Origin of the sequence: Mesorhizobium sp. M0848, assembly GCF_040319805.1 — a bacterium.
Classification (GTDB): Bacteria; Pseudomonadota; Alphaproteobacteria; order Rhizobiales; family Rhizobiaceae; genus Mesorhizobium.
On the sequence record NZ_JAMYOM010000020.1, the window covers coordinates 96,398 to 115,486 of the forward strand.

Consider the following 19,089-nt stretch of genomic DNA (forward strand, 5'->3'; position numbering starts at 1 on the left):
ATGCTGGCGCGCGATCCATCCCCTCCACCGCTGCCGGCCGAAGGTCGCATCGTAGCCAAACCGGCGCGCGGTAACGAAAGCTACCTCGCGCTTGTCTGGCGCCGGCTGAAGCGCTCCTGGACCGGCATGGCCGGGCTCTGGCTCGTCGTGCTGCTGCTGGTGATGGCCGTGTTCGCCGAGTTCATCGCGCCAATGGACCCGAAGGTGACGGATGTCGGCTTCGCGCCTCCGCAGGTGCCTGTTTTCCATGACAGAGATGGCGGTTTCGTCGCGCGGCCGAGGGTCTATGCGCTGGCCGATTCGGCGGACCTCGATCCGGTCACTTTCCAGCCCGTCGTCGGTCCCGACTACGATCATCCAAGGCTGCTTGGTTTCTTCGTGCATGGCGCGCCTTACAAGCTCTTCGGGCTGTTGCCGGCGGACCGGCATCTGTTCGGCTCGCTGGACGGCCAGCCGGTGCATTTCCTGGGCACCGACAAGTTTGGTCGTGACGTGTTGTCGCGCGCCATCCATGGCTCGCGCGTCTCGTTGATGATCGCGCTGACGGTCGTCTTAATCATCACCGTCATCGGCACCACCGTCGGCATGGTCTCCGGCTATTTTGGCGGCAGGTTCGATGTCTGGATGCAGCGCTTCGTCGAACTGGTGCTCGCCTTCCCGCAGCTGCCGCTCTATTTGGCGCTGACGACGCTGATCCCGGTCACCGCTCCCACCAACGTCTTCCTCGCTTTCGTCATCATCGTCATGTCGGCCTTGGGTTGGGCGCAGATGTCTCGCGAGGTGCGCGGCAAGACTTTGGCGCTGGCGCGGATCGAGTATGTGCGCGCCGCCATGGCGGTCGGCGCCACCGACCGGCGCATCATCATGCAGCACATCTTCCCCAATGTGATGAGCCACGTGATCGTCGCCGTGACGCTGGCGATCCCAACGGTGGTGCTGCTCGAATCCTTCCTCGGTTTCCTCGGCTTCGCCGTCAAGCCGCCGCTGATCTCGTGGGGTCTGATGCTGCAGGACACCGCGACCTATTCCGTCATCGGCACTTATCCCTGGATCCTGTCGCCGGTCGGTTTCGTGCTCGTCACCGTCTTTGCCTTCAACGCGCTGGGCGACGGCCTGCGCGACGCCGTCGACCCTTATTGAGGTGCCTGAGATGTCCGTCGCGCTCGCCGAATCCTTCGCACCCATCGTCCGTCACGACCATGACGGACGCCAGAGCCAGCCGATCATCGACGCCCGCAACGTCGCCGTGGCCTTCAAGGTCGAGCATGGCGTCGTCGACGCGGTCAAGGACATCTCGTTTCAGCTCTATCGCGGCGAGACGATCGCCATCGTTGGCGAATCCGGTTCGGGCAAGTCGGTGACGGCGCGCACCGTCATGGGCCTTCTGTCGCGGCGCGCCACGGTGTCGCCCGGGTCGAGCGTCTGTTATGACGGGCAAAACATCCTGAAATTTCCCGAGAGCGCCCGGCGCAAGCTGCGCGGCAACCGCATCTCGATGATCTTCCAGGAGCCGATGAGCTCGCTCAACCCGATCTATACGGTCGGCAGCCAGATCGTCGAGGCGATCCGGGTGCATCGCAAAGTCAGCCGCAAGCAGGCCTGGGCGCGCGCACTGGAACTTCTGCAGCATGTGCAGATTCCCGATCCCGCCGCGCGGCTCAAGCAATACCCGCACCAGCTATCGGGCGGGCAACGTCAGCGGGTGATGATCGCCATGGCGCTGGCCAACAATCCCGATGTGCTGATCGCCGATGAGCCGACCACAGCGCTCGATGTCACCGTCCAGGCGCAGATCCTGAACCTGATCCGCAGCCTGCAGAAAGAGCTGCGCATGGCGGTGATCCTGATCACCCACGACCTGACCGTGGTGCGCCAGTTCTCCGACTACGTCTATGTCATGCAGCATGGCGAAATGTGCGAGCACAACGTCACCGAACGGCTATTCGCCAACCCCCAGCACCCCTATACGAGACGGCTGCTCGCTTCCGAGCCGCAGGGGCAGCCGAAGCCGCTGCCGGAGGGCTGCGGCACCATCCTGGAGGCCAGCGGCGTGCGCGTCTCATTCATGCTGCGCCACGGCACCTTCCTGAAACCGGACTGGCGAGAGCTGGTCGCCGTCGACGATCTCGGCCTGAAACTCTGTCGCCACGAGACGCTGGGGCTGGTCGGCGAGTCCGGTTCAGGCAAGACCACCTTCGGCCAGGCCCTGCTCAGGTTGATCGACGCCAAGCGCGGCGAGATCCGTTTCGACGGCAAGCCGATCCACGGCCTGTCGCGGGCGCAGATGCGGCCGTTGCGCTCGCGCATGCAGATCGTCTTCCAGGATCCGTTCTCCTCGCTCAACCCGCGCATGACGATCGGCCAGATCATCGAGGAAGGGCTGATCGTCAACAGCATAGGGGCGACGCGGCGCGAGCGGGTCGAACGGGTGCGCGACGCGCTGGTCAGCGCCGGCATGCCGGGCGATATACTGTCACGGTTTCCGCACGAATTCTCCGGTGGCCAGCGCCAGCGCATCGCGATCGCCCGCGCCATCGCACTCGAACCCGAATTCATCCTGCTCGACGAGCCGACATCGGCGCTGGATCTCTCCGTCCAGGCGCAGATCATCGACCTGTTGCGCAAGCTGCAGGACGAGCGCGGCCTCAGCTACCTCTTCATCTCGCACGACCTCAAGGTGGTGCGCGCACTGTGCCATCGCGTGATCGTCATGCAGAACGGCAAGATCGTCGAGCAGGGCCCCGTCGACGACGTCCTGTCCAATCCCAAGACCGCCTACACGGAACGGCTCGTCAGGGCCGCTTTCGACGTGGCCTGAACATATGCCGGAGGTTAGCATGGCAAGAAATCCCAAGATCACTTTCATCGGCGCAGGCTCGACGGTGTTCATGAAGAACATTGTCGGCGACGTGCTGCAGCGCCCGTCGCTTTCCGGCGCGACCATCGCGCTGATGGACATCAATCCGCAGCGGCTGGAAGAGAGCGCCATCGTCGTCAACAAGCTGATCGCGACGCTCGGCGTCAAGGCGAAGGCCGAGACCCATTCGGACCAGCGCAAGGCGCTGGCGGGCGCAGATTTCGTCGTCGTCGCCTTCCAGATCGGCGGCTACGAGCCCTGCACGGTCACCGACTTCGAAGTGCCGAAGAAATACGGCCTGCGCCAGACGATCGCCGACACGCTCGGCGTCGGCGGCATTATGCGCGGCTTGAGGACCGTGCCGCATCTGTGGAAGATCTGCGAGGACATGCTCGCCGTCTGCCCGCAGGCGATCATGCTGCAATATGTCAACCCGATGGCGATCAACACCTGGGCGATAGCGGAGAAATACCCTGACATCAGGCAGGTCGGTCTCTGCCATTCCGTGCAGGGCACGGCAATGGAGCTGGCGCACGATCTCGACCTTCCCTACGAAGAGATCCGCTATCGCTCGGCCGGCATCAACCACATGGCCTTCTATCTCAGCTTCGAGCATCGCCAGCCGGACGGTTCGTACCGCGACCTCTACCCCGATCTCGTGCGCGCCTATCGCGAAGGCCGCGCGCCCAAGCCCGGCTGGAACCCGCGCTGCCCCAACAAGGTGCGCTACGAGATGCTGACCAGGCTCGGCTATTTCGTCACCGAGAGCTCGGAACATTTCGCCGAATACACGCCCTATTTCATCAAGGAAGGCCGCCCGGACCTGATCGAGAAGTACGGCATCCCGCTGGATGAGTATCCCAAGCGCTGCATCGAACAGATCGAGCGCTGGAAGGGACAGGCTGAGGCCTATCGCTCGGCCGATCGCATCGAGGTCGAGCAGTCCCGGGAATATGCCTCATCGATCATGAATTCGGTGTGGACGGGCGAACCCTCGGTGATCTACGGCAACGTCCGCAACAATGGCTGCATCACCTCGCTGCCCCGGGATTGCGCCGCCGAAGTGCCGTGCCTGGTCGATGCCTCCGGCATCCAGCCGACCTATATCGGTGACCTGCCGCCGCAATTGACCGCGCTGATCCGCACCAACATCAACGTGCAGGAACTGACGGTGCGGGCGCTGATGAGCGAGAACCGCGAACACATCTACCATGCGGCGATGATGGATCCGCACACCGCGGCCGAACTCGATCTCGACCAGATCTGGTCACTGGTCGATGATCTCTTGGCTGCTCATGGTGAATGGCTGCCTGCCTGGGCGCGCTTGAAGCGCAAGAACGAGGCCGCCGCCTGATCGGCGGCGCCCAGCCTTAATTCGGAGCGTCGGGGTCCGTCTCTTCCTCGTCATCGCGGGCCTTGATGACATAGGCGCCCTTCAGCCAGCGGTTGAGGTCGATGTCCTTGCAGCGCGTCGAGCAGAACGGAAAGGTGTCGCGCGCCGAGGGCTTGCCGCATTCGGGGCAGGGGCGCTTTGGGCGTAAGGGCGTGACTTTGGAGTCGGAATTCACAGCCGGGTTCCCGCCAGCCAGCCGCCATGCACCTTGAAGCCTTCGCCGCTCAACAGCGCGACGGTCTCATACAGCGGCAGCCCAACGATGTTGGTGTAGGAGCCGACCAGCTTGACGACGAAGGCGCCGGCGAGACCCTGGACGGCGTAACCACCCGCTTTGCCGCGCCATTCGCCCGACGCGACATAGGCGTCGATCTCCTCGCGCGGCAGCCGCTTGAAGCGCACCCGCGTCTCGACCAGCCGCTGACGCAGCTTGCCGCCCGGGGTGATCAGGCAGATGCCGGAATAGACCCGGTGCGAACGGCCCGACAACAGCCCGAGGCAGTTGGCGGCGTCGTCGAGGGTTTCTGCCTTGGGCAGGATGCGCCGCCCGACGGCGACGACCGTATCCGCGGCCAGCACGAAGCCCGGCGCGTAGTCGGCTTCGGTTTTCAGCGACGCGAACGCCTTCTCGGCCTTTTCCTTCGACAGCCGCTTGGCCAGCGAGCGCGGATGCTCTGCACGCAGCGGCGTTTCGTCGACATCGGCCGGCAGCACGCGGTCCGGCTCGATGCCGGCCTGCTGCAAGAGCTCGATTCGGCGCGGCGAACCCGAGGCAAGCACCAGCTTCTGCAAAATGCTCATCGCGGACCAGTCGGGCTTTGCTTACTTGAAACGATAGGTGATGCGGCCCTTGGTCAGGTCGTATGGCGTCATCTCGACCAGAACCTTGTCGCCGGTCAGCACGCGGATGCGGTTCTTGCGCATGCGGCCGGCCGTATGGGCGATGATTTCGTGTTCGTTTTCGAGCTTTACCCGGAACATCGCGTTCGGCAACAATTCCGTCACGACACCCGGAAACTCGAGGACTTCTTCCTTCGGCATTCGATACCTTTGCTTGGATGGTAGTTCCAGCGCCCTGGCCGGAATTTCGGCGGAACCTATATGATAATCGTCCGCTTGTGAACACGCTTAATCGGCGGCCTCCGGAGGTGTGAATCGACGCCCGATCCGCGCTTTCAGGCGCTCGCGCACGTCCCGGTAGGCCGCCATGATCTGTTCGCGCGTGCCGGCGGCGTCGGTCGGGTCCGGCGTCGGCCAGTATTCGACCTCGACAGCGAGCGAGCGGGTGAGTTCAAGTGCGGCGTGGTGCGCTTCCGGCGCCAGCGTGACGATGAGGTCGAAATAATCGTCCTCGAGATCGTCCATGGTCCGTGGGTGACGCTCGCCCAACGACAGGCCTTCCTCGGCAAGCACCGCATCGACGAACGGATCGCGCTCGCCGGCGCGAACGCCGGCCGAAGCGACAAAGATGGCCGCGGGCAGCATGCGGCGCGCCAGCTGCTCTGCCATTGGCGAGCGCACGGCATTCATGCCGCACAGGAACAGGATCGAACGGGGTAGGGCGCCGGGTGCCAGGGCTAGCCCCGCCAGTGCAGTACGCAGACCAGCGTGAACAGCCGGCGCGCCGTATCGAAGTCTATGTCGATCTTGCCGGATAGCCGGTCCATCAGCGTCTGCGAACCTTCATTGTGCAGGCCGCGGCGGCCCATGTCGATCGCCTCGATGTGGCTCGGCGTCGAGGAACGGATGGCGTCGTAGTAGCTTTCGCAGATCATATAGTAATCCTTGACGATGCGCCTCAGCGGCGTCAGCGACAGGATATGAGTGACGACGGCGGTGCCATCCTCGCGCGCCACGGCAAACACCAGGCGCTGCTCGGCCAGCGACAGTTTCAGCCGGTAAGGGCCGTCGCCGCTGTCATTGACGGGCTGAAAACTGTTCTCCTCGATCAGGTCGAAGATCGCCACCGCGCGTTCATGCTCGACATCGGGTGTCGACCGGCCGATCGATTCATCGAGTTCGACATCGATCAGCCTGGCGCGGGTTTGATCGGGGCCAGACATCGCCGCCTACATGTTCAACCGTATGGCGACGGAGCGTCCATGCGCCTCAAGGCCTTCCGCCTTGGCGAGCGCAATCGCCGCCGGCGCCAAGATACGCAACTGCTCCGGTCCAAGCTTGAGGATCGACGTGCGCTTGACGAAATCGAGCACCGACAGGCCCGACGAGAAGCGCGCCGAGCGTGCCGTCGGCAGCACATGGTTGGAGCCGCCGACATAGTCGCCGATGGCTTCCGGCGTGTGGCGGCCGAGAAAGACGGCACCGGCATTGCGCATCCGCGCCAGGAAACCCTCGGCATCGTCGATGGCCAGTTCGACATGTTCGGCGGCGATGCGGTCGACCAGCGGCAGCGCGGATTCAATGGTTGGAACCAGGATCACGGCGCCAAAATCGCGCCAGCTCGCCGCAGCCGTTTCGGCCCGCGGCAGGCTCTGCAACTGGCGCTCGACCGCTTGTTCGACAGCGATGCCGAAGGCCGGATCGTCGGTGACCAGGATCGATTGCGCCGATGCATCGTGCTCGGCCTGGGCCAGCAGGTCGGCCGCGATCCAGTCCGGATCGTTGCTGCCGTCGGCCACGACGAGCACTTCCGACGGCCCGGCGATCATGTCGATGCCGACGGTGCCGAACACCTGGCGCTTGGCCGCCGCGACATAGGCATTGCCCGGGCCGACGATCTTGGCGACCGGCTTTATAGTCCGGGTGCCGTAGGCGAGGGCTGCGATCGCCTGGGCGCCGCCGACACGGTAGATTTCCGACACGCCTGATATGTCGGCCGCCACCAGCACCAGCGGATTGATGATGCCGCCGGGCGCCGGCACGACCATGACGATGCGCTCGACCCCGGCCACCCTGGCCGGTATGGCGTTCATCAGCACCGAGCTTGGATAGCTCGCCGTGCCGCCCGGCACATAGAGCCCGACCGCCTCGACCGCCGTCCAGCGCCAGCCGAGCTCGACGCCGGCGGCATCCGTATAGCGATCATCCTTCGGCCGCTGCCGCTCATGGTGGGAGCGGATACGGTCTCGCGCGAATTCCAGCGCCTCGATCGTCTTTGAGTCGGCAGCCTTGTAAGCTTGAGCGATGTCGTCCTTCGAGACGGCGATGCCCAATCCAGTCAGATCGGCGCGATCGAATTTCTGTGAATAGTCGATCAGCGCCGCGTCGCCTTCGGCGCGCACGCGCGCGATGATGTCGCGCACCGCGGCATCAACGTCGGCGGACACTTCCCGCTTGGTCAACAGGAAGGCGGCGAAACGCTGCTCGAAATCGGCGTCGGACTGACGAAGCTTGATGGCCATCGGACGCTCAGGCCTTGTGGATGGGGCGCGAGGTGGCTTCCCACGCCCCGCCAATATCGGCAAGGCGCGCCTCGATGCATTCGACGTCGAGCATGATCGTGCCGCCGCCGGCAAAGATCAGCTCGACGATGCCCGCCGGCTTGCTGATCTCGATGAAGCTGATCGCCAGCAGCGACAGGACCTCATTGGGCTTGTCGCGGGCGATGCCGTTGGTCTTGGCGCCAAGCACCCGGTCGAAATGCAGCACCGCCTGCCGCCGCTCATTGTGCTGGCGAAACAGGCCGGATTTAGCCTCCCAGACGAAACGGTTCATGGTCAGCAGGAAACGCTTGGCTCTGGGCAGGAATTCGAGGTCTGAGACCTTCATCACGGCGTCCTGGACATGGGCCGAAACGATGCTCAGATCCTGATCGTCGAGCGCGATAAGCTTAAGGGCAGTCATGCGGATTTCGCACCTGAAGGTTGATAACTGAACCTTCTGTTAGGCGGTCTTTCCCGTCCGCGCAACCGCACCGCGAGGCCTAGCGATTGGCCTATGCGGAAATCCGCTCGATCACCGCGCCGCAGTTGGACAGCTTTTCTTCCAGCCGCTCGAAGCCGCGGTCGAGGTGGTAAACGCGGTTGACCGTGGTCTCGCCTTCCGCCGCCAGGCCGGCGATGACCAGCGAGACAGAGGCGCGAAGATCGGTCGCCATGACCGGCGCGCCCTTCAGTTTCGGCACGCCGTCGACGATCGCCGTCTGGCCCGAAAGGGTGATGTGAGCGCCGAGCCGCGCCAGTTCCTGCACATGCATGAAGCGGTTCTCGAAGATCGTCTCGGTGATCCGCGACTTGCCCTTGGCCATCGTCATCAGGCCCATGAACTGCGCCTGCAAATCGGTCGGGAAGGCCGGGAACGGCGCCGTCGTCACGTCGACCGGCGAAATGCCGGCGCCGTTGCGCCTCACCCGGATGCCGGAATTGGTCGGCGTGATCTCCGCACCCGTCTGCGCGATCACGTCCAGCGCGGTCTGCAGCAGATCCGGACGCGCACCTTCGAGCACGACGTCGCCGCCGGTCATGGCGACGGCCATGGCATAGGTGCCGGTCTCGATGCGATCGGGAATGACGCGCACGCGCGCGCCCGACAATGATTCGACACCGTCGATGGTGATTGTCGGGGTGCCGGCGCCGGAAATCTTCGCGCCCATGGCATTGAGGCACTCGGCGAGGTTGACGATTTCAGGCTCGCAAGCCGCGTTTTCCAGCACGGTCTCGCCTTTGGCGAGCGCCGCGGCCATCATCAGCACATGGGTGGCGCCGACCGAGACCTTCGGGAAGATGTAGCGGTTGCCGACAAGGCGGCCATTCCTTGTCTTGGCGATGACATAGCCGGTGTCGACATCGATATCGGCGCCCAGCGCCTGCAGGCCTTCGAGGAACAGATCAACCGGCCGCGTACCGATGGCGCAACCGCCCGGCAGCGACACTTTGGCTTCGCCCATGCGGGCCAGCAGCGGGCCGATCACCCAGAACGAGGCGCGCATCTTCGACACCAGCTCGTAGGGCGCTGTGGTGTCGACGATGTTGCGGGCGGAGAAGTTGATGGTGCGCGAATAGCCCTCATTCTGCTTCTCGCGGCGGCCATTGACCGAATAATCGACGCCGTGGTTGCCCAGGATGCGGATCAGTTGCTCGACATCGGCCAGATGCGGCACGTTTTCCAGCGTCAGCGTGTCGTCGGTCAAAAGCGAGGCGATCATCAAAGGCAACGCCGCGTTTTTCGCGCCCGAGATCGGAATGCTTCCGGAGAGCTGGTTGCCCCCGACAATTCTGATGCGATCCATGGAAGAAAGTCCCTCTCGGCCAAACAGGGCCGGTTCAATCGTTTGAGTAGCGGCCCGTCTAGACCATTGGCCGATCTGGTTCAAGAATTACGCTGGTTCAAGAAATGGGATTTCGCCCACCCCGGGCCAAGAGTGGCCGATTTGAGTTAATCTTTTTGTATTTCCTTCGATGCAGCGAGCCCGTCCGGCCGTTGATCTGCATCTCCGGTGCGCCGCGAGCGTGACTGCGCCTTGCGCTTCTGCAGATTGGCGCGCAATTGCTCTGCCAGCCGATCCTTGCGGATTGTTGCGCTGTTATTCGGTGGACCATCCTTTTTCACTGGAATTGCCTTGTCATCCATTGTCCCGCTCTGGCCCGTGAGCAGCCAGCCCGCCATTCAGGGATAGCCAACATTGTGGCGCCCCCATGTCATTAAAAGCTATCCGGCAAAGGCTTTCACAGAAGCGTTGCGCTTGGCCTTGCGCTTGCCGGTTCGATATGGCAGAAGCCCCGCCATCAGCGGCTGCGGTAGCTCAGTGGTAGAGCACTCCCTTGGTAAGGGAGAGGTCGAGAGTTCAATCCTCTCTCGCAGCACCAGTTTCCAACATCCTTGTTGCCGCACATTCGTCCTCTGCATTTGCAAGGGCGAGGCGGCTACACGGGAACGGCGCGGCCGTCGTGCTGGCGGACCTCATCAGCGGTGCATTGCTCCAGAAAATGGCTGCCACAGGCAACTCCAGCCCAAGCGCATTCCCGGCAAGACACGATTCGTTAACCAAGATGCTGTTCATCGACATGACGTATTGTGGCATGGACGCCTGTCTGCGTCGGTCAAGTCCATGCTTGTCAGGAAGAGGGGCTGAAAGGCTCTTCATCTGGGCGGGAACCTGAAATCGCCCGAAACAAAAGAGCGTGCAAGGCATGAACGTGAGCGAAAACGTGCAAAACGCCCCCGGTGCTTCCCGTCTTTGGACACTGCCAGCCATCATGGCAGCGTTCTTATGTCTGTGCGTTACCGGCGCGTTCGCGGAGACGCGTGCTTTGAAGATTCAACATCTCCATACGGGCGAGAAGGCTGAAATCGTCTTCAAGCGCAATGGGCGCTATGATCCGGCGGGATTGAAGAAGATCAATCTCATGCTGCGCGACTGGCGTCGCAACGAACCGACGAAGATGGATCCGCGCCTGCTCGATCTTGTCTGGCAGGCCTATCGCGCCAGCGGCTCGAGAGCCTATATCCACGTGGTCAGCGCCTATCGGTCGCCAGCGACGAACGCCATGCTGCGCAGCCGCTCGAAGGGCGTGGCTCGGGAAAGCCAACACATGGTTGGCCGCGCGATGGACTTCTTCCTGCCGGATGTGCCGCTGAAGAAGCTGCGCGACATCGGCCTCAAGATGCAGGGCGGCGGCGTAGGCTATTACCCGACCTCCGGTTCGCCTTTCATACATATGGATGTCGGCAATGTGCGGCATTGGCCTGGCATCAGCCGCCAGGAACTCGCAAGGGTATTCCCGAACGGCAATACGCTGCATGTGCCGAGCGACGGCAAACCGCTGCCCGGTTATGGGCAGGCGTTTGCCGCCTACAAATCGCGCAAGGGCACCGGCGCGCCCAACATCGACCTGGCAAGTGCCGACGGCGGCCAACGCAGGCCGCGCGGCCTGCTGGCGACGCTTTTGGGCGGGCGCGGCGCGGACGAGACCGATGATGTCGCCGAAGCGGTGCCGGCGCCACGCAAGCCGGCCAAGTCCGTTGAACCCAGGCCCGCCGGCATCGCAATCGTGCCGCCACAGGATGCCCAGCGCGCCGACATCCAGACGGCTTCCGTCGATCGGGCCGAAGAATCGCCGATCGGAGCGGAGGGAAAGACGCCTGAAGCGATCGTGATGGCGATGGCGCCGGGCTCAGTGCCGTTGCCAGCCTTCGCCCCGCGCACCGGGCCAACGACCAGCATTCCGACCCCGCAAATCGCGCAACTTGCAACAGCCAACGCTTCCACGGCGCGGGCCGAACTGGCCAATCCAGCGGCAACCGATGCTGAAATTCCCTCGGGCAAGTCGGATGCCGGTCCCGCGAGCGGCGCGCCGGACCCTGTGGCGCTCAACATCCCGTTGCCGACATGGCGACCGGAAAGCTTGACAAGCCCGATGCGCCAGCCTGAAGCAGACAAAGCCGGCGATGCGGTCGCTGCCTTGCTGGCCTTGAACCACGCCGATGACGGCCACAATGGGTTGGCCGGCCAGCGGGTCTCGGTTGCCCAATCGAAGCCCGAAGATCGCGTCAGGACCAGCCCGAAGGCCGACCGTGTCCAGCCAAATCTCGATCCCGAAGCCACCGCGGTCATCGTGCCGGCAGCGTTGTCCGGCCGGCTGATTGAGACGGGTCGTGGCATCGCCGGCGGAGCTAGCCCTGCGGCGGCGTCCGTCATTGCCGCCAATCTCATCCGCACAGCGCCGGAGCACATCTATCTCGATGGATTCCAGCCGCGAGGACAGACCTCCGATCACCGACGCTTCACCGGTTCAGCGGTCAAGTTCCTGCCCATCGCCAGCTTCAGATAGACGCAAGCCCTCGTTCGAGCCGACGTGGATGTGTTGCACGACTGGCTTGGCTGTCATGGGATTGCAAGTCATGCCGAACTCTCGATGGTTCTGTAAGAAAAGTTCCAAATTTGACAAACATGTGCGAAATTGTAAGATAATTGTCTTTCCGTCGACGATAGGCGATGACAATGTCGATCCGCGAAGAACTGGCCAATACGACCGTGGCGTTCACTTCCGCGGAAGAGAAGATCGTCCAGGTCCTGCTCGCCGATTATCCGATGTCGGGGCTGGGCACCGCGACCCGGCTGGCACGGCGCGCTGGCGTCAGCGACCCGAGCGTGACGCGGCTGATGACCAAGCTTGGCTATGTCGGCTTTGCCGACTTCCAGGCACGCCTGCTCACCGAAGTCGAATCCAGGCTGCATTCGCCGCTTTTGATGATGGAGGCCAAGCGTCCGGGCGGCTCCAGCGAAGGCACCGCACTTGCCTATTTCCATTCGGTTTCCGACAGCTTGGAGCGCACGCGCACGGCAGTGCCGGTGCAGGCCTACACGCGGGCCGTCAACATGCTGCTGGAGAGCAAGGGCCAGGTCGTGCTGCTGGGCGGCCGGTTCAGCCGGCATATCGCCTCCATGCTGGCCGGCTACCTCCTGCAGTTCCGCTCCGGCGTGCGCGACATCGGTTCGTTGAGCCCCGCCGATTTCGACCTGTTGATCGACCTTGGCAAGCGCGACCTCCTCGTCGTGTTCGACTACCGGCGTTACCAGTCGGACGTGGTGAGCTTTGCCCAGCAGGCCAAGGAGCGCGGCGTCTCCATCCTGCTGTTCACCGATGTCTGGCTGTCGCCGATATCTGACATAGCGGACCTGACCATGGTCGCCGCGATCGACGCCAACTCGCCGTTCGACACGCTGGCGACGGCCGTTGCCCAGATGGAAACCGTGTTTGCCCACGCGCTGGAGGGCCACGGCGCCGGGGTGCGCAAGCGCATTGAGGACATCGAAAGGATCCGCAGCGCCAATGCGGTCACGCTCGATACCGCCCTGTCGTCATCGGCCGACGACGCCGCCAAATCCAAAACCACAAGGAAATAGTGTCGTTGCGCCCAGTGCAGCGATGCAAAACGCGGCGATGCAGAGAAGGAAACGACGATGCCCGACAACCAAGCCATCATCGATGCCGTGCAGGCTGAGATCGAGACCGATCGCGACTGGTTGATCGGCCTGACCCGCGACATGGTCCGCATCCCTTCGGTCAACCCCAAATTCGAGCCCAATCCGGCCATCAACCGCGAGGCGGATGTCCAGGCGCTGCTCGAGCCGATCCTCAAGCAGGACGGGTTCAGGACCGAGCAATGGGATGCCTTGCCCGGGCGGCCCAATCTGGTCGGCGAATGGGCGGGAGACGAGGACCGCAGCCTGATCCTGTGCGGCCATATCGACGTCGTGCCGGTCGGCGCGATGAAGGACTGGTCGGTCGATCCGTTCGGCGGCGAGATCGCCAATGGCCTGCTCTATGGCCGTGGCGCCGTCGACATGAAGGGCGGCGTCGCCGCTTGCATCGCCGCCGCGCGCGCGATCCGCAAGGTGGGCATCACGTTGCAGGGCCGGCTCGCCATCCACTCGGTCGTCGACGAGGAAGCCGGCGGCTTCGGCGCCATGGACGCGGTGAAGAAGGGCAAGCTCGCCAAGGCGGTGCTGGTCGCCGAACCGACCTGGGGCGATGTCCTGCCCGTCGAAGGCGGGCTCGAATGGGCGCGGGTGACGATCCGCGGCCGCAACGCCCATTCGGCGCTGCGCTACAACGAGATTTATCCGCAGCGCCACGACAAGGACCGGCTCGAGCCGGGCGTCAACGCCATCGAGATCGCCGCTCGCTTCATCGCCGCCGTGCGCCAGTATGAACTGGACCGGACGCGGGCGAAATCGCATCCATTGCTGCCGCTCGGTATGAACACGATCAACATCGGCGTCATGCATGGCGGCACCGGCCTTGGCGAACACGGCCTGCCGACCGTCATGACCAACCCGGCCATCATTCCCGACGTCGCGGTGCTCGATCTCGACATGAAATTCCTGCCCGATGAGAACTCGGCCGACTACCGCCGCGATTTCGAGACGTTCGTCCACCATTTCGCCCAGACCGATGCGTGGCTGCGCGACAACCCGCCTGCGATCCAATGGGAGCTCGGCGGGCTGTATTTCCCGCCGATGAACACCCCGGTCGATCATCCGCTGGTGACCTCGCTGATGAAGCGCAAGGCCATGGTCGGCAAGGCGCCGCAGGCGCGCGGCTTCGTCGCTGTGTGCGATGCCGCGCACTATGCCGGCGCCGGCGTCGACGGTGTCATCTTCGGCCCGTCGGGCGACGGTTTTCACGGTTCCGACGAATATGTCGAGGTCGAATCGGTGGTCGAGACCGCCAAGGTGATCGCTGCTTCGGTCATCGACTGGTGCGGCATCCGCTGAGGCGGAGCCGCTATTCCGAAACGGTCAGGCCGGGCGTTCCAGGCGTCCGGCGACGGCGCCCCATGAAGCCTTGATCATGCCGACCAGGCCGCTCGGGTAGGCCAGCATCACGCCGATGATCAGCACCGCCGTGATCATCGGCCGCCACGCACCGAAATCGGCCATCCATTCGGCGAAGATCGTCAGCACGAACGAAGCGATGATGGCGCCGTAAATGGTGCTGGTGCCGCCGAGCAGCACCATCGACAGGATGATGGTCGCCAGGCTCATGCCGAAGACGTCGATCGAGGCATTGCGCTGGTAGGCGGCGTAGAAGGCGCCGGCGATGCCGGTGAAGAAGGCGCTCGCGGCAAGCGTCAGCATGCGCTGGCGGACGATCGAGACGCCGCGGCTGACGGCGTATTCCTCATTGTCGCGCAAGGCGACGATACTGGCCCCGGCGCGTGAGCGCACGAACACGCGCAGGAACAGCGTGCTCGCCACCAGCAGCGCCAGCGCGATGTAGAAATAGGCTGACTTGCCGTCACGGACCATATTGTGGTCGAACACGTAAAGTCCGGGAATGCGCACCAGCCCTTGCGTGCCACCGGTGATGGCGGACTGGCTGATGATCACCTGCATGACCAACTGCGCGAAGCCGAAAGTGACCAGGATGATGTAGATGCCCTTCAGCCGCAGGATCGGGATGGTCACCAGGATCGCCGCCAGGGTTGCGATGACACCGCTGGCAAACAGCGCGATCCACGGGTCGAATTCGGCCAGCTTGGTCAGCAGGCTGTAGGCATAGACGCCGATGCCGAACAGCGCCAGATGGCCGAAATTGAAGACGCCGCCATAGCCGAGGCTGAGGTCCCAGTTCGAGGCGACGATCGCATAGATGAAGGCCATGATCAGGATGTGGCGGGCATAGGTGTCGCCGAAGATCAGCGGCAGCAATGCCAGCAAGGCGAAGCCGATCACGAAGCCGATGGCCTCCTGCTCCCACGGCGTGCGGCCGGGAGCGATCGGGGTTGCCGCCTCTGCATGGCCAAGGGTGATCGGCGATGTCGTGTTGGTCATGCTAGGCCTCGGGAGCGGCTGGCGAAGATGCCCTCGGGGCGCACCATCAGGGTCAGGATGAGCACGCCGAACAGCAGCGCGGGTGTCCAGTACAAGCCGAAATAATAGCTGCAGGCGGCCTCGAAGAAGCCGATCAGATAGGCGGCGAAGATCGGGCCCGATATGCTCGATATGCCGCCGAAGACGACGACGATCAGCGCCTTGAGCAGCGGGTCGCTGCCCATCACCGGCGACATGAAACGGTAGCCGCCCATGAAGATGCCGGCGAGCCCGGCGAGCGAAGCGGCGATGGCGAAGGCCAGCCCATAGAGCGCGGTGACGTTCAGCCCGACAAGATGGCTGGCATCTTCGTTTTGCGCCACGGCGCGCAGCGCCAGCCCGAGCCGCGTGCGGTTGAGGAACATCCAAAGTGCGGCCAGGATCAGCGGCGTGATGACGATGATGGCGATCTGGTGCAGGGAGACGCCGACGCCGCCGATGGTGGTGTTGCCGGCGATCAGGGCAGGGATCTGCTTCGAGCGCGGTCCCCAGATGGTCAAGGCGCCGTTCTCGATCAGCGATCCGGCCGCCAGCGTGGTGATGACGACGACCAGCACGATGTTGGGTCGGCCGATCAGCGGCCGCACGACGCTCGCCTGCAGGATCCAGCCGACGCCGGCCATGACGACGACGGCGATCGGAAAGGCGACCGCCGCCGGCAGGCCGAGTTCGACCAACTGCCAGGCGATGTAGGCGCCCAGCATCATGAATACGCCATGGCTGAAATTGAACACGCCGATCGTCGTCCACACCAGAGCCAGCCCGACCGCCATCATGGCGTAGAGCGAGCCCTGGAACAGGCCGCCGAACAGGATTTCCGCCAATGCGCTCATCTTCGGATTTTCCTAATGGCCAAAATACATCGACATGATCTCGCCGTGGTCGAGGCTTTCGCCCGGCTTGATCTCGGTCGCCACGGCGCCATGGTTGACGAGGTAGAGTTGCTGCGTCAGCTCCAGCAGGAATTCGATGTCCTGCTCGACGACGATCAGCGGCACGCCGCCGCGCGAAATGTCCATGACGGAGGCGCAGAGTTCGTCCTTGATCTTGGGTGCCAGCCCCAGCGTCGGCTCGTCGAGGATCAGCAGGCGCGGATGGCTCATCAGCGCGGTGCCGATCGACACCATCTGGCGCTCGCCGCCCGACAATGTGCGCACGCGCTGGCGCCAGCGTTCCGCCAGTTTCGGAAACAGCTTGATCACCTTCTCGCGGTTCTCCGCCTCATGCGGCCGGGCCCGCGGCGAATAGGCTCCGAGCGCCATGCAGTCGGCGATCGAGAGATCGGGAAACAGCCGGTTGCCTTGCGGCACATGGATCAGGCCGGCGCCGACGATGGCGCGTGCGCTGCGGCCGGCAATGTCCTGCCCGTCGAACAGGATGCGGCCGCTCTTCGGCTGCAGCAGCCCGGAGATCGCCCGCAGCAGCGTCGTCTTGCCATGGCCGTTGGGGCCGAACAGGCCGACATTGCCGAAACGGCCGGCCTCCAGCGAGATATCGTGCAGCACGGTGACGCGGCCATAGCCGGCGGTGACGCCTTCGACGCTGAGAATCGGGTTCACGCCGCCGATCTCCTCGTGCCGAGATAGGCTTCGATGACGCGCGGATCGGCGATTACGCCTGCCGGATCGCCGGCGGCCAGGACACGGCCATTGTTGAGCACCAGCAGATGCTGCGAAAGGCTCATCAGGAAGGTCAGCACGTGCTCGATCAGAAGGATGGTGATGCCGCGGTCGGCGGTGCGGCGGATCAGGCCGATCGACGTCTCGATCTCGGGCTTGGTCAGGCTCGATGCCGGCTCGTCGAGCAAGAGCATGCGCGGCTGCATGGCAATCGCGGTGGCAAGCATCAGGCATTTGCGCTCGAACACGGATAATTCGCCGGCAAGCCGGCCGAACGACTGAGATCCCAGACCGACGAACTCCAGCGCCTCGGCGGCGGCATTGCGGGCCGTGGCCGCTGTCTTTTCCTGCTTGCCGTAACTGGCGCCGATCAGCGCGTTCTCGAACACGGTCAGCCCGTCGAAGCTGGTCTCGCGCTGGAAGGTACGGGCGAGGCCGAGGCGCGCGATGGCGTGTCCCGATTTGCCATTTATGGCAATGCCGTCAAAGCGGATCTGGCCCCGGTCGGGGCCGAACGGGATGCCGGTGATGATGTTGAACAGCGTGCTCTTGCCGCTGCCGTTCGGGCCGGCGATACCGAAGATCTCGCCGGCCTCGACCTTGAACGACACGCCATCGACGGCCTTCAGCGAACCGAAGGCCTTCGACACGTCGTCCAGTTCAAGCAGGGCCATTCCCTACTTCATCCAGGGCTGGAGCTTGAAGGCGCCGGTGGCGTATTTCTCCGGCGAGATCAGCGTGCGCTGGCCATCCCAGATCTGGAAGAAGGTGATCGGGATATAGTCGTCGCCCTGCGTGGCAAGGTGGGTGGCCGGATCGAACTTAAGCCGCCCTTCGGCGACCTGCTTGTCGGTTTCCGACAGCGCCTTCATGATCGCCGCATGGTCGGACGCGCCGCCGACCTTCTTGATCGCGTCGAAATAGACATTGGTCATTTCGTAGAGGCCGACGCCATAGGTGCCGCTCTCGACGCCGTATTTTGCCTTGAACTTGGCTGCCACCTCGTCGGCCCGCGGGTTCTTCGGCGTCGTCAGCGCGCCGCCGAGCAGGTTGTAGATGACACCATCCGACTTCTTGCCGGTCAGTTCGACGAATTCCGGAACGCTCGGTGCGTATTGCAGGAAGACGAGGCTCTTGGTCGGCTGCTCGAGGAACTGGTTCAGGAAGGACGCCGAATTGCCCGGCAGATAGTCGGTGTTGATGACGACGTCGGGAACGTTCTCGCGCACCTTGGCGAGGATCGAACGCCAGTCGGTCACTTCGCCGAAGGGCACGATCTCGTCGACGGTGATGGTCCAGCCCTTCTCCTTGAAGGTCTTCTTCATGCCTTCGGAGATGGTCTTCGAATAAGCGTTGTCGGACGAGATGATGGCGACCTTCTTGGTCGGCAAGGTGATCTTGCCGTCGGCCGCGAGCTTCTCGACGAACAGGGTGACGTCGGTGTTGTAGGCGTCGAAGGAAGGCGTCAGCGACCAGCAGCACATGTATTTATCGGGGCTCGGCGCGATGATGTCCCTGGTCTGCTGCGAGGTGGCCGCCAGCATGTAAGGCATTTCCGCTTCGGCCATGTTGTCGATCTCGAAATTGGTCAGGCTGGCATAGCCGGTCAGCATGAAGTGCACGCCCGGATCGCCAAGCAGGCGCTCGACCGCGCTGGTAACGTTGCCGGCGGACTGATCCTTGACGTCGCCGACCACCAGTTCGAACGTATCCCCGGCAACGCCGCCGGCTGCGTTGGCCTCGTCGATGGCCATCTGCACGCCGCGCTGGAATTCCTGGCCGTCCGCCGCGGCAGGGCCGGTCAGCGGCGCAAGCAGGCCGATCTTGACGATTTCGGCAAAGGCGGGGGCGCCTGACACGGCAAACATGCCGATCAGCGTCGTGCTCATCAGCATATGGCGGATTCGACTTGCGGCGGATTTGGGCTTCATCGTGCTGTTCC

At 63.7% G+C, this 19,089-nt stretch carries 20 protein-coding genes and 1 tRNA gene; 7 read left to right on the top strand and 14 right to left on the bottom strand.

What is annotated here, in order from left to right:
• From NKH95_RS22475 to NKH95_RS22485, 3 genes are read left to right on the top strand one after another with little or no spacing between them, the layout of a single operon-like run.
• The gene (locus tag NKH95_RS22475) at positions 1 to 1,140 is read left to right on the top strand and encodes an ABC transporter permease (RefSeq protein WP_023809264.1); all 1,140 of its coding nucleotides are present in this window, start codon (positions 1 to 3) and stop codon (positions 1,138 to 1,140) included.
• Positions 1,141 to 1,150: 10 nt separating this feature from the next.
• Positions 1,151 to 2,818 carry an ABC transporter ATP-binding protein gene (locus tag NKH95_RS22480; protein WP_352722858.1) on the top strand — a complete coding sequence of 556 codons (1,668 nt, stop codon included), beginning with the start codon at positions 1,151 to 1,153 and terminating at the stop codon, positions 2,816 to 2,818.
• Positions 2,819 to 2,837: 19 nt separating this feature from the next.
• Positions 2,838 to 4,211 carry an alpha-glucosidase/alpha-galactosidase gene (locus tag NKH95_RS22485; RefSeq protein ID WP_023809263.1) on the top strand — a complete coding sequence of 458 codons (1,374 nt, stop codon included), beginning with the start codon at positions 2,838 to 2,840 and terminating at the stop codon, positions 4,209 to 4,211.
• A gap of 16 nt (positions 4,212 to 4,227) precedes the next feature.
• On the opposite strand, the gene yacG is transcribed toward NKH95_RS22485, so the two are convergent.
• From yacG to NKH95_RS22530, 9 genes are all read right to left on the bottom strand, one after another.
• The gene (gene yacG / locus NKH95_RS22490) at positions 4,228 to 4,425 is read right to left on the bottom strand and encodes a DNA gyrase inhibitor YacG (protein ID WP_023809262.1); all 198 of its coding nucleotides are present in this window, start codon (positions 4,423 to 4,425) and stop codon (positions 4,228 to 4,230) included.
• Complete coding sequence (locus NKH95_RS22495) at positions 4,422 to 5,051, bottom strand: Maf-like protein (protein WP_023809261.1); 630 nt, start codon at positions 5,049 to 5,051, stop codon at positions 4,422 to 4,424. Before NKH95_RS22495 ends, yacG begins: the two co-directional genes overlap by 4 nt.
• A 21-nt stretch (positions 5,052 to 5,072) precedes the next feature.
• Entirely contained in the window at positions 5,073 to 5,291 is a 219-nt protein-coding gene (gene infA, locus NKH95_RS22500; protein ID WP_006200926.1) for a translation initiation factor IF-1, read from the bottom strand.
• Between the two features lie 87 nt (positions 5,292 to 5,378).
• The gene (locus tag NKH95_RS22505) at positions 5,379 to 5,840 is read right to left on the bottom strand and encodes an arsenate-mycothiol transferase ArsC (RefSeq protein ID WP_081734750.1); all 462 of its coding nucleotides are present in this window, start codon (positions 5,838 to 5,840) and stop codon (positions 5,379 to 5,381) included.
• Positions 5,828 to 6,313 carry a UPF0262 family protein gene (locus NKH95_RS22510; protein ID WP_013530198.1) on the bottom strand — a complete coding sequence of 162 codons (486 nt, stop codon included), beginning with the start codon at positions 6,311 to 6,313 and terminating at the stop codon, positions 5,828 to 5,830. Before NKH95_RS22510 ends, NKH95_RS22505 begins: the two co-directional genes overlap by 13 nt.
• A gap of 6 nt (positions 6,314 to 6,319) precedes the next feature.
• On the bottom strand, positions 6,320 to 7,612 hold the full coding sequence (gene hisD / locus NKH95_RS22515; protein WP_352441082.1) for a histidinol dehydrogenase: 1,293 nt from the start codon (positions 7,610 to 7,612) through the stop codon (positions 6,320 to 6,322).
• A gap of 7 nt (positions 7,613 to 7,619) precedes the next feature.
• Complete coding sequence (locus tag NKH95_RS22520) at positions 7,620 to 8,054, bottom strand: DUF2948 family protein (protein WP_352676242.1); 435 nt, start codon at positions 8,052 to 8,054, stop codon at positions 7,620 to 7,622.
• Between the two features lie 91 nt (positions 8,055 to 8,145).
• Entirely contained in the window at positions 8,146 to 9,438 is a 1,293-nt protein-coding gene (gene murA / locus NKH95_RS22525) for a UDP-N-acetylglucosamine 1-carboxyvinyltransferase (protein WP_127296626.1), read from the bottom strand.
• 146 nt (positions 9,439 to 9,584) lie between these two features.
• Positions 9,585 to 9,779, bottom strand: a complete 195-nt coding sequence (locus NKH95_RS22530; protein WP_023809256.1) for a hypothetical protein — start codon at positions 9,777 to 9,779, stop codon at positions 9,585 to 9,587.
• Positions 9,780 to 9,940: 161 nt separating this feature from the next.
• Here NKH95_RS22530 and NKH95_RS22535 point away from each other — a divergent pair.
• The 4 genes from NKH95_RS22535 (at position 9,941) to NKH95_RS22550 (ending at position 14,430) form a co-directional block, all read left to right on the top strand.
• Positions 9,941 to 10,015: transfer RNA gene (locus NKH95_RS22535), tRNA-Thr, on the top strand.
• A gap of 324 nt (positions 10,016 to 10,339) precedes the next feature.
• Entirely contained in the window at positions 10,340 to 11,980 is a 1,641-nt protein-coding gene (locus tag NKH95_RS22540) for a peptidoglycan L,D-endopeptidase MepK (protein WP_502895301.1), read from the top strand.
• Between the two features lie 170 nt (positions 11,981 to 12,150).
• Positions 12,151 to 13,056 carry a MurR/RpiR family transcriptional regulator gene (locus NKH95_RS22545; protein WP_352553715.1) on the top strand — a complete coding sequence of 302 codons (906 nt, stop codon included), beginning with the start codon at positions 12,151 to 12,153 and terminating at the stop codon, positions 13,054 to 13,056.
• Between the two features lie 57 nt (positions 13,057 to 13,113).
• Positions 13,114 to 14,430, top strand: coding sequence for a M20 family metallopeptidase (locus NKH95_RS22550; RefSeq protein ID WP_352893241.1), 1,317 nt, complete (start codon positions 13,114 to 13,116; stop codon positions 14,428 to 14,430).
• A 24-nt stretch (positions 14,431 to 14,454) separates the two neighbouring features.
• Here NKH95_RS22550 and NKH95_RS22555 read toward each other — a convergent pair whose 3' ends face one another.
• The 5 genes from NKH95_RS22555 to NKH95_RS22575 are packed head-to-tail and all read right to left on the bottom strand — an operon-like array spanning position 14,455 to position 19,078.
• Complete coding sequence (locus tag NKH95_RS22555; RefSeq protein ID WP_352893243.1) at positions 14,455 to 15,489, bottom strand: branched-chain amino acid ABC transporter permease; 1,035 nt, start codon at positions 15,487 to 15,489, stop codon at positions 14,455 to 14,457.
• Entirely contained in the window at positions 15,486 to 16,361 is an 876-nt protein-coding gene (locus NKH95_RS22560) for a branched-chain amino acid ABC transporter permease (RefSeq protein ID WP_126067682.1), read from the bottom strand. The genes NKH95_RS22555 and NKH95_RS22560 overlap by 4 nt, the downstream gene beginning before the upstream one ends.
• Positions 16,362 to 16,373: 12 nt before the next feature.
• Positions 16,374 to 17,087, bottom strand: coding sequence for an ABC transporter ATP-binding protein (locus NKH95_RS22565; RefSeq protein ID WP_352676255.1), 714 nt, complete (start codon positions 17,085 to 17,087; stop codon positions 16,374 to 16,376).
• Positions 17,084 to 17,821 carry an ABC transporter ATP-binding protein gene (locus tag NKH95_RS22570; protein WP_023809209.1) on the bottom strand — a complete coding sequence of 246 codons (738 nt, stop codon included), beginning with the start codon at positions 17,819 to 17,821 and terminating at the stop codon, positions 17,084 to 17,086. Before NKH95_RS22570 ends, NKH95_RS22565 begins: the two co-directional genes overlap by 4 nt.
• A gap of 3 nt (positions 17,822 to 17,824) precedes the next feature.
• Complete coding sequence (locus tag NKH95_RS22575; protein WP_352893249.1) at positions 17,825 to 19,078, bottom strand: ABC transporter substrate-binding protein; 1,254 nt, start codon at positions 19,076 to 19,078, stop codon at positions 17,825 to 17,827.
• Positions 19,079 to 19,089 lie beyond the last annotated feature (11 nt).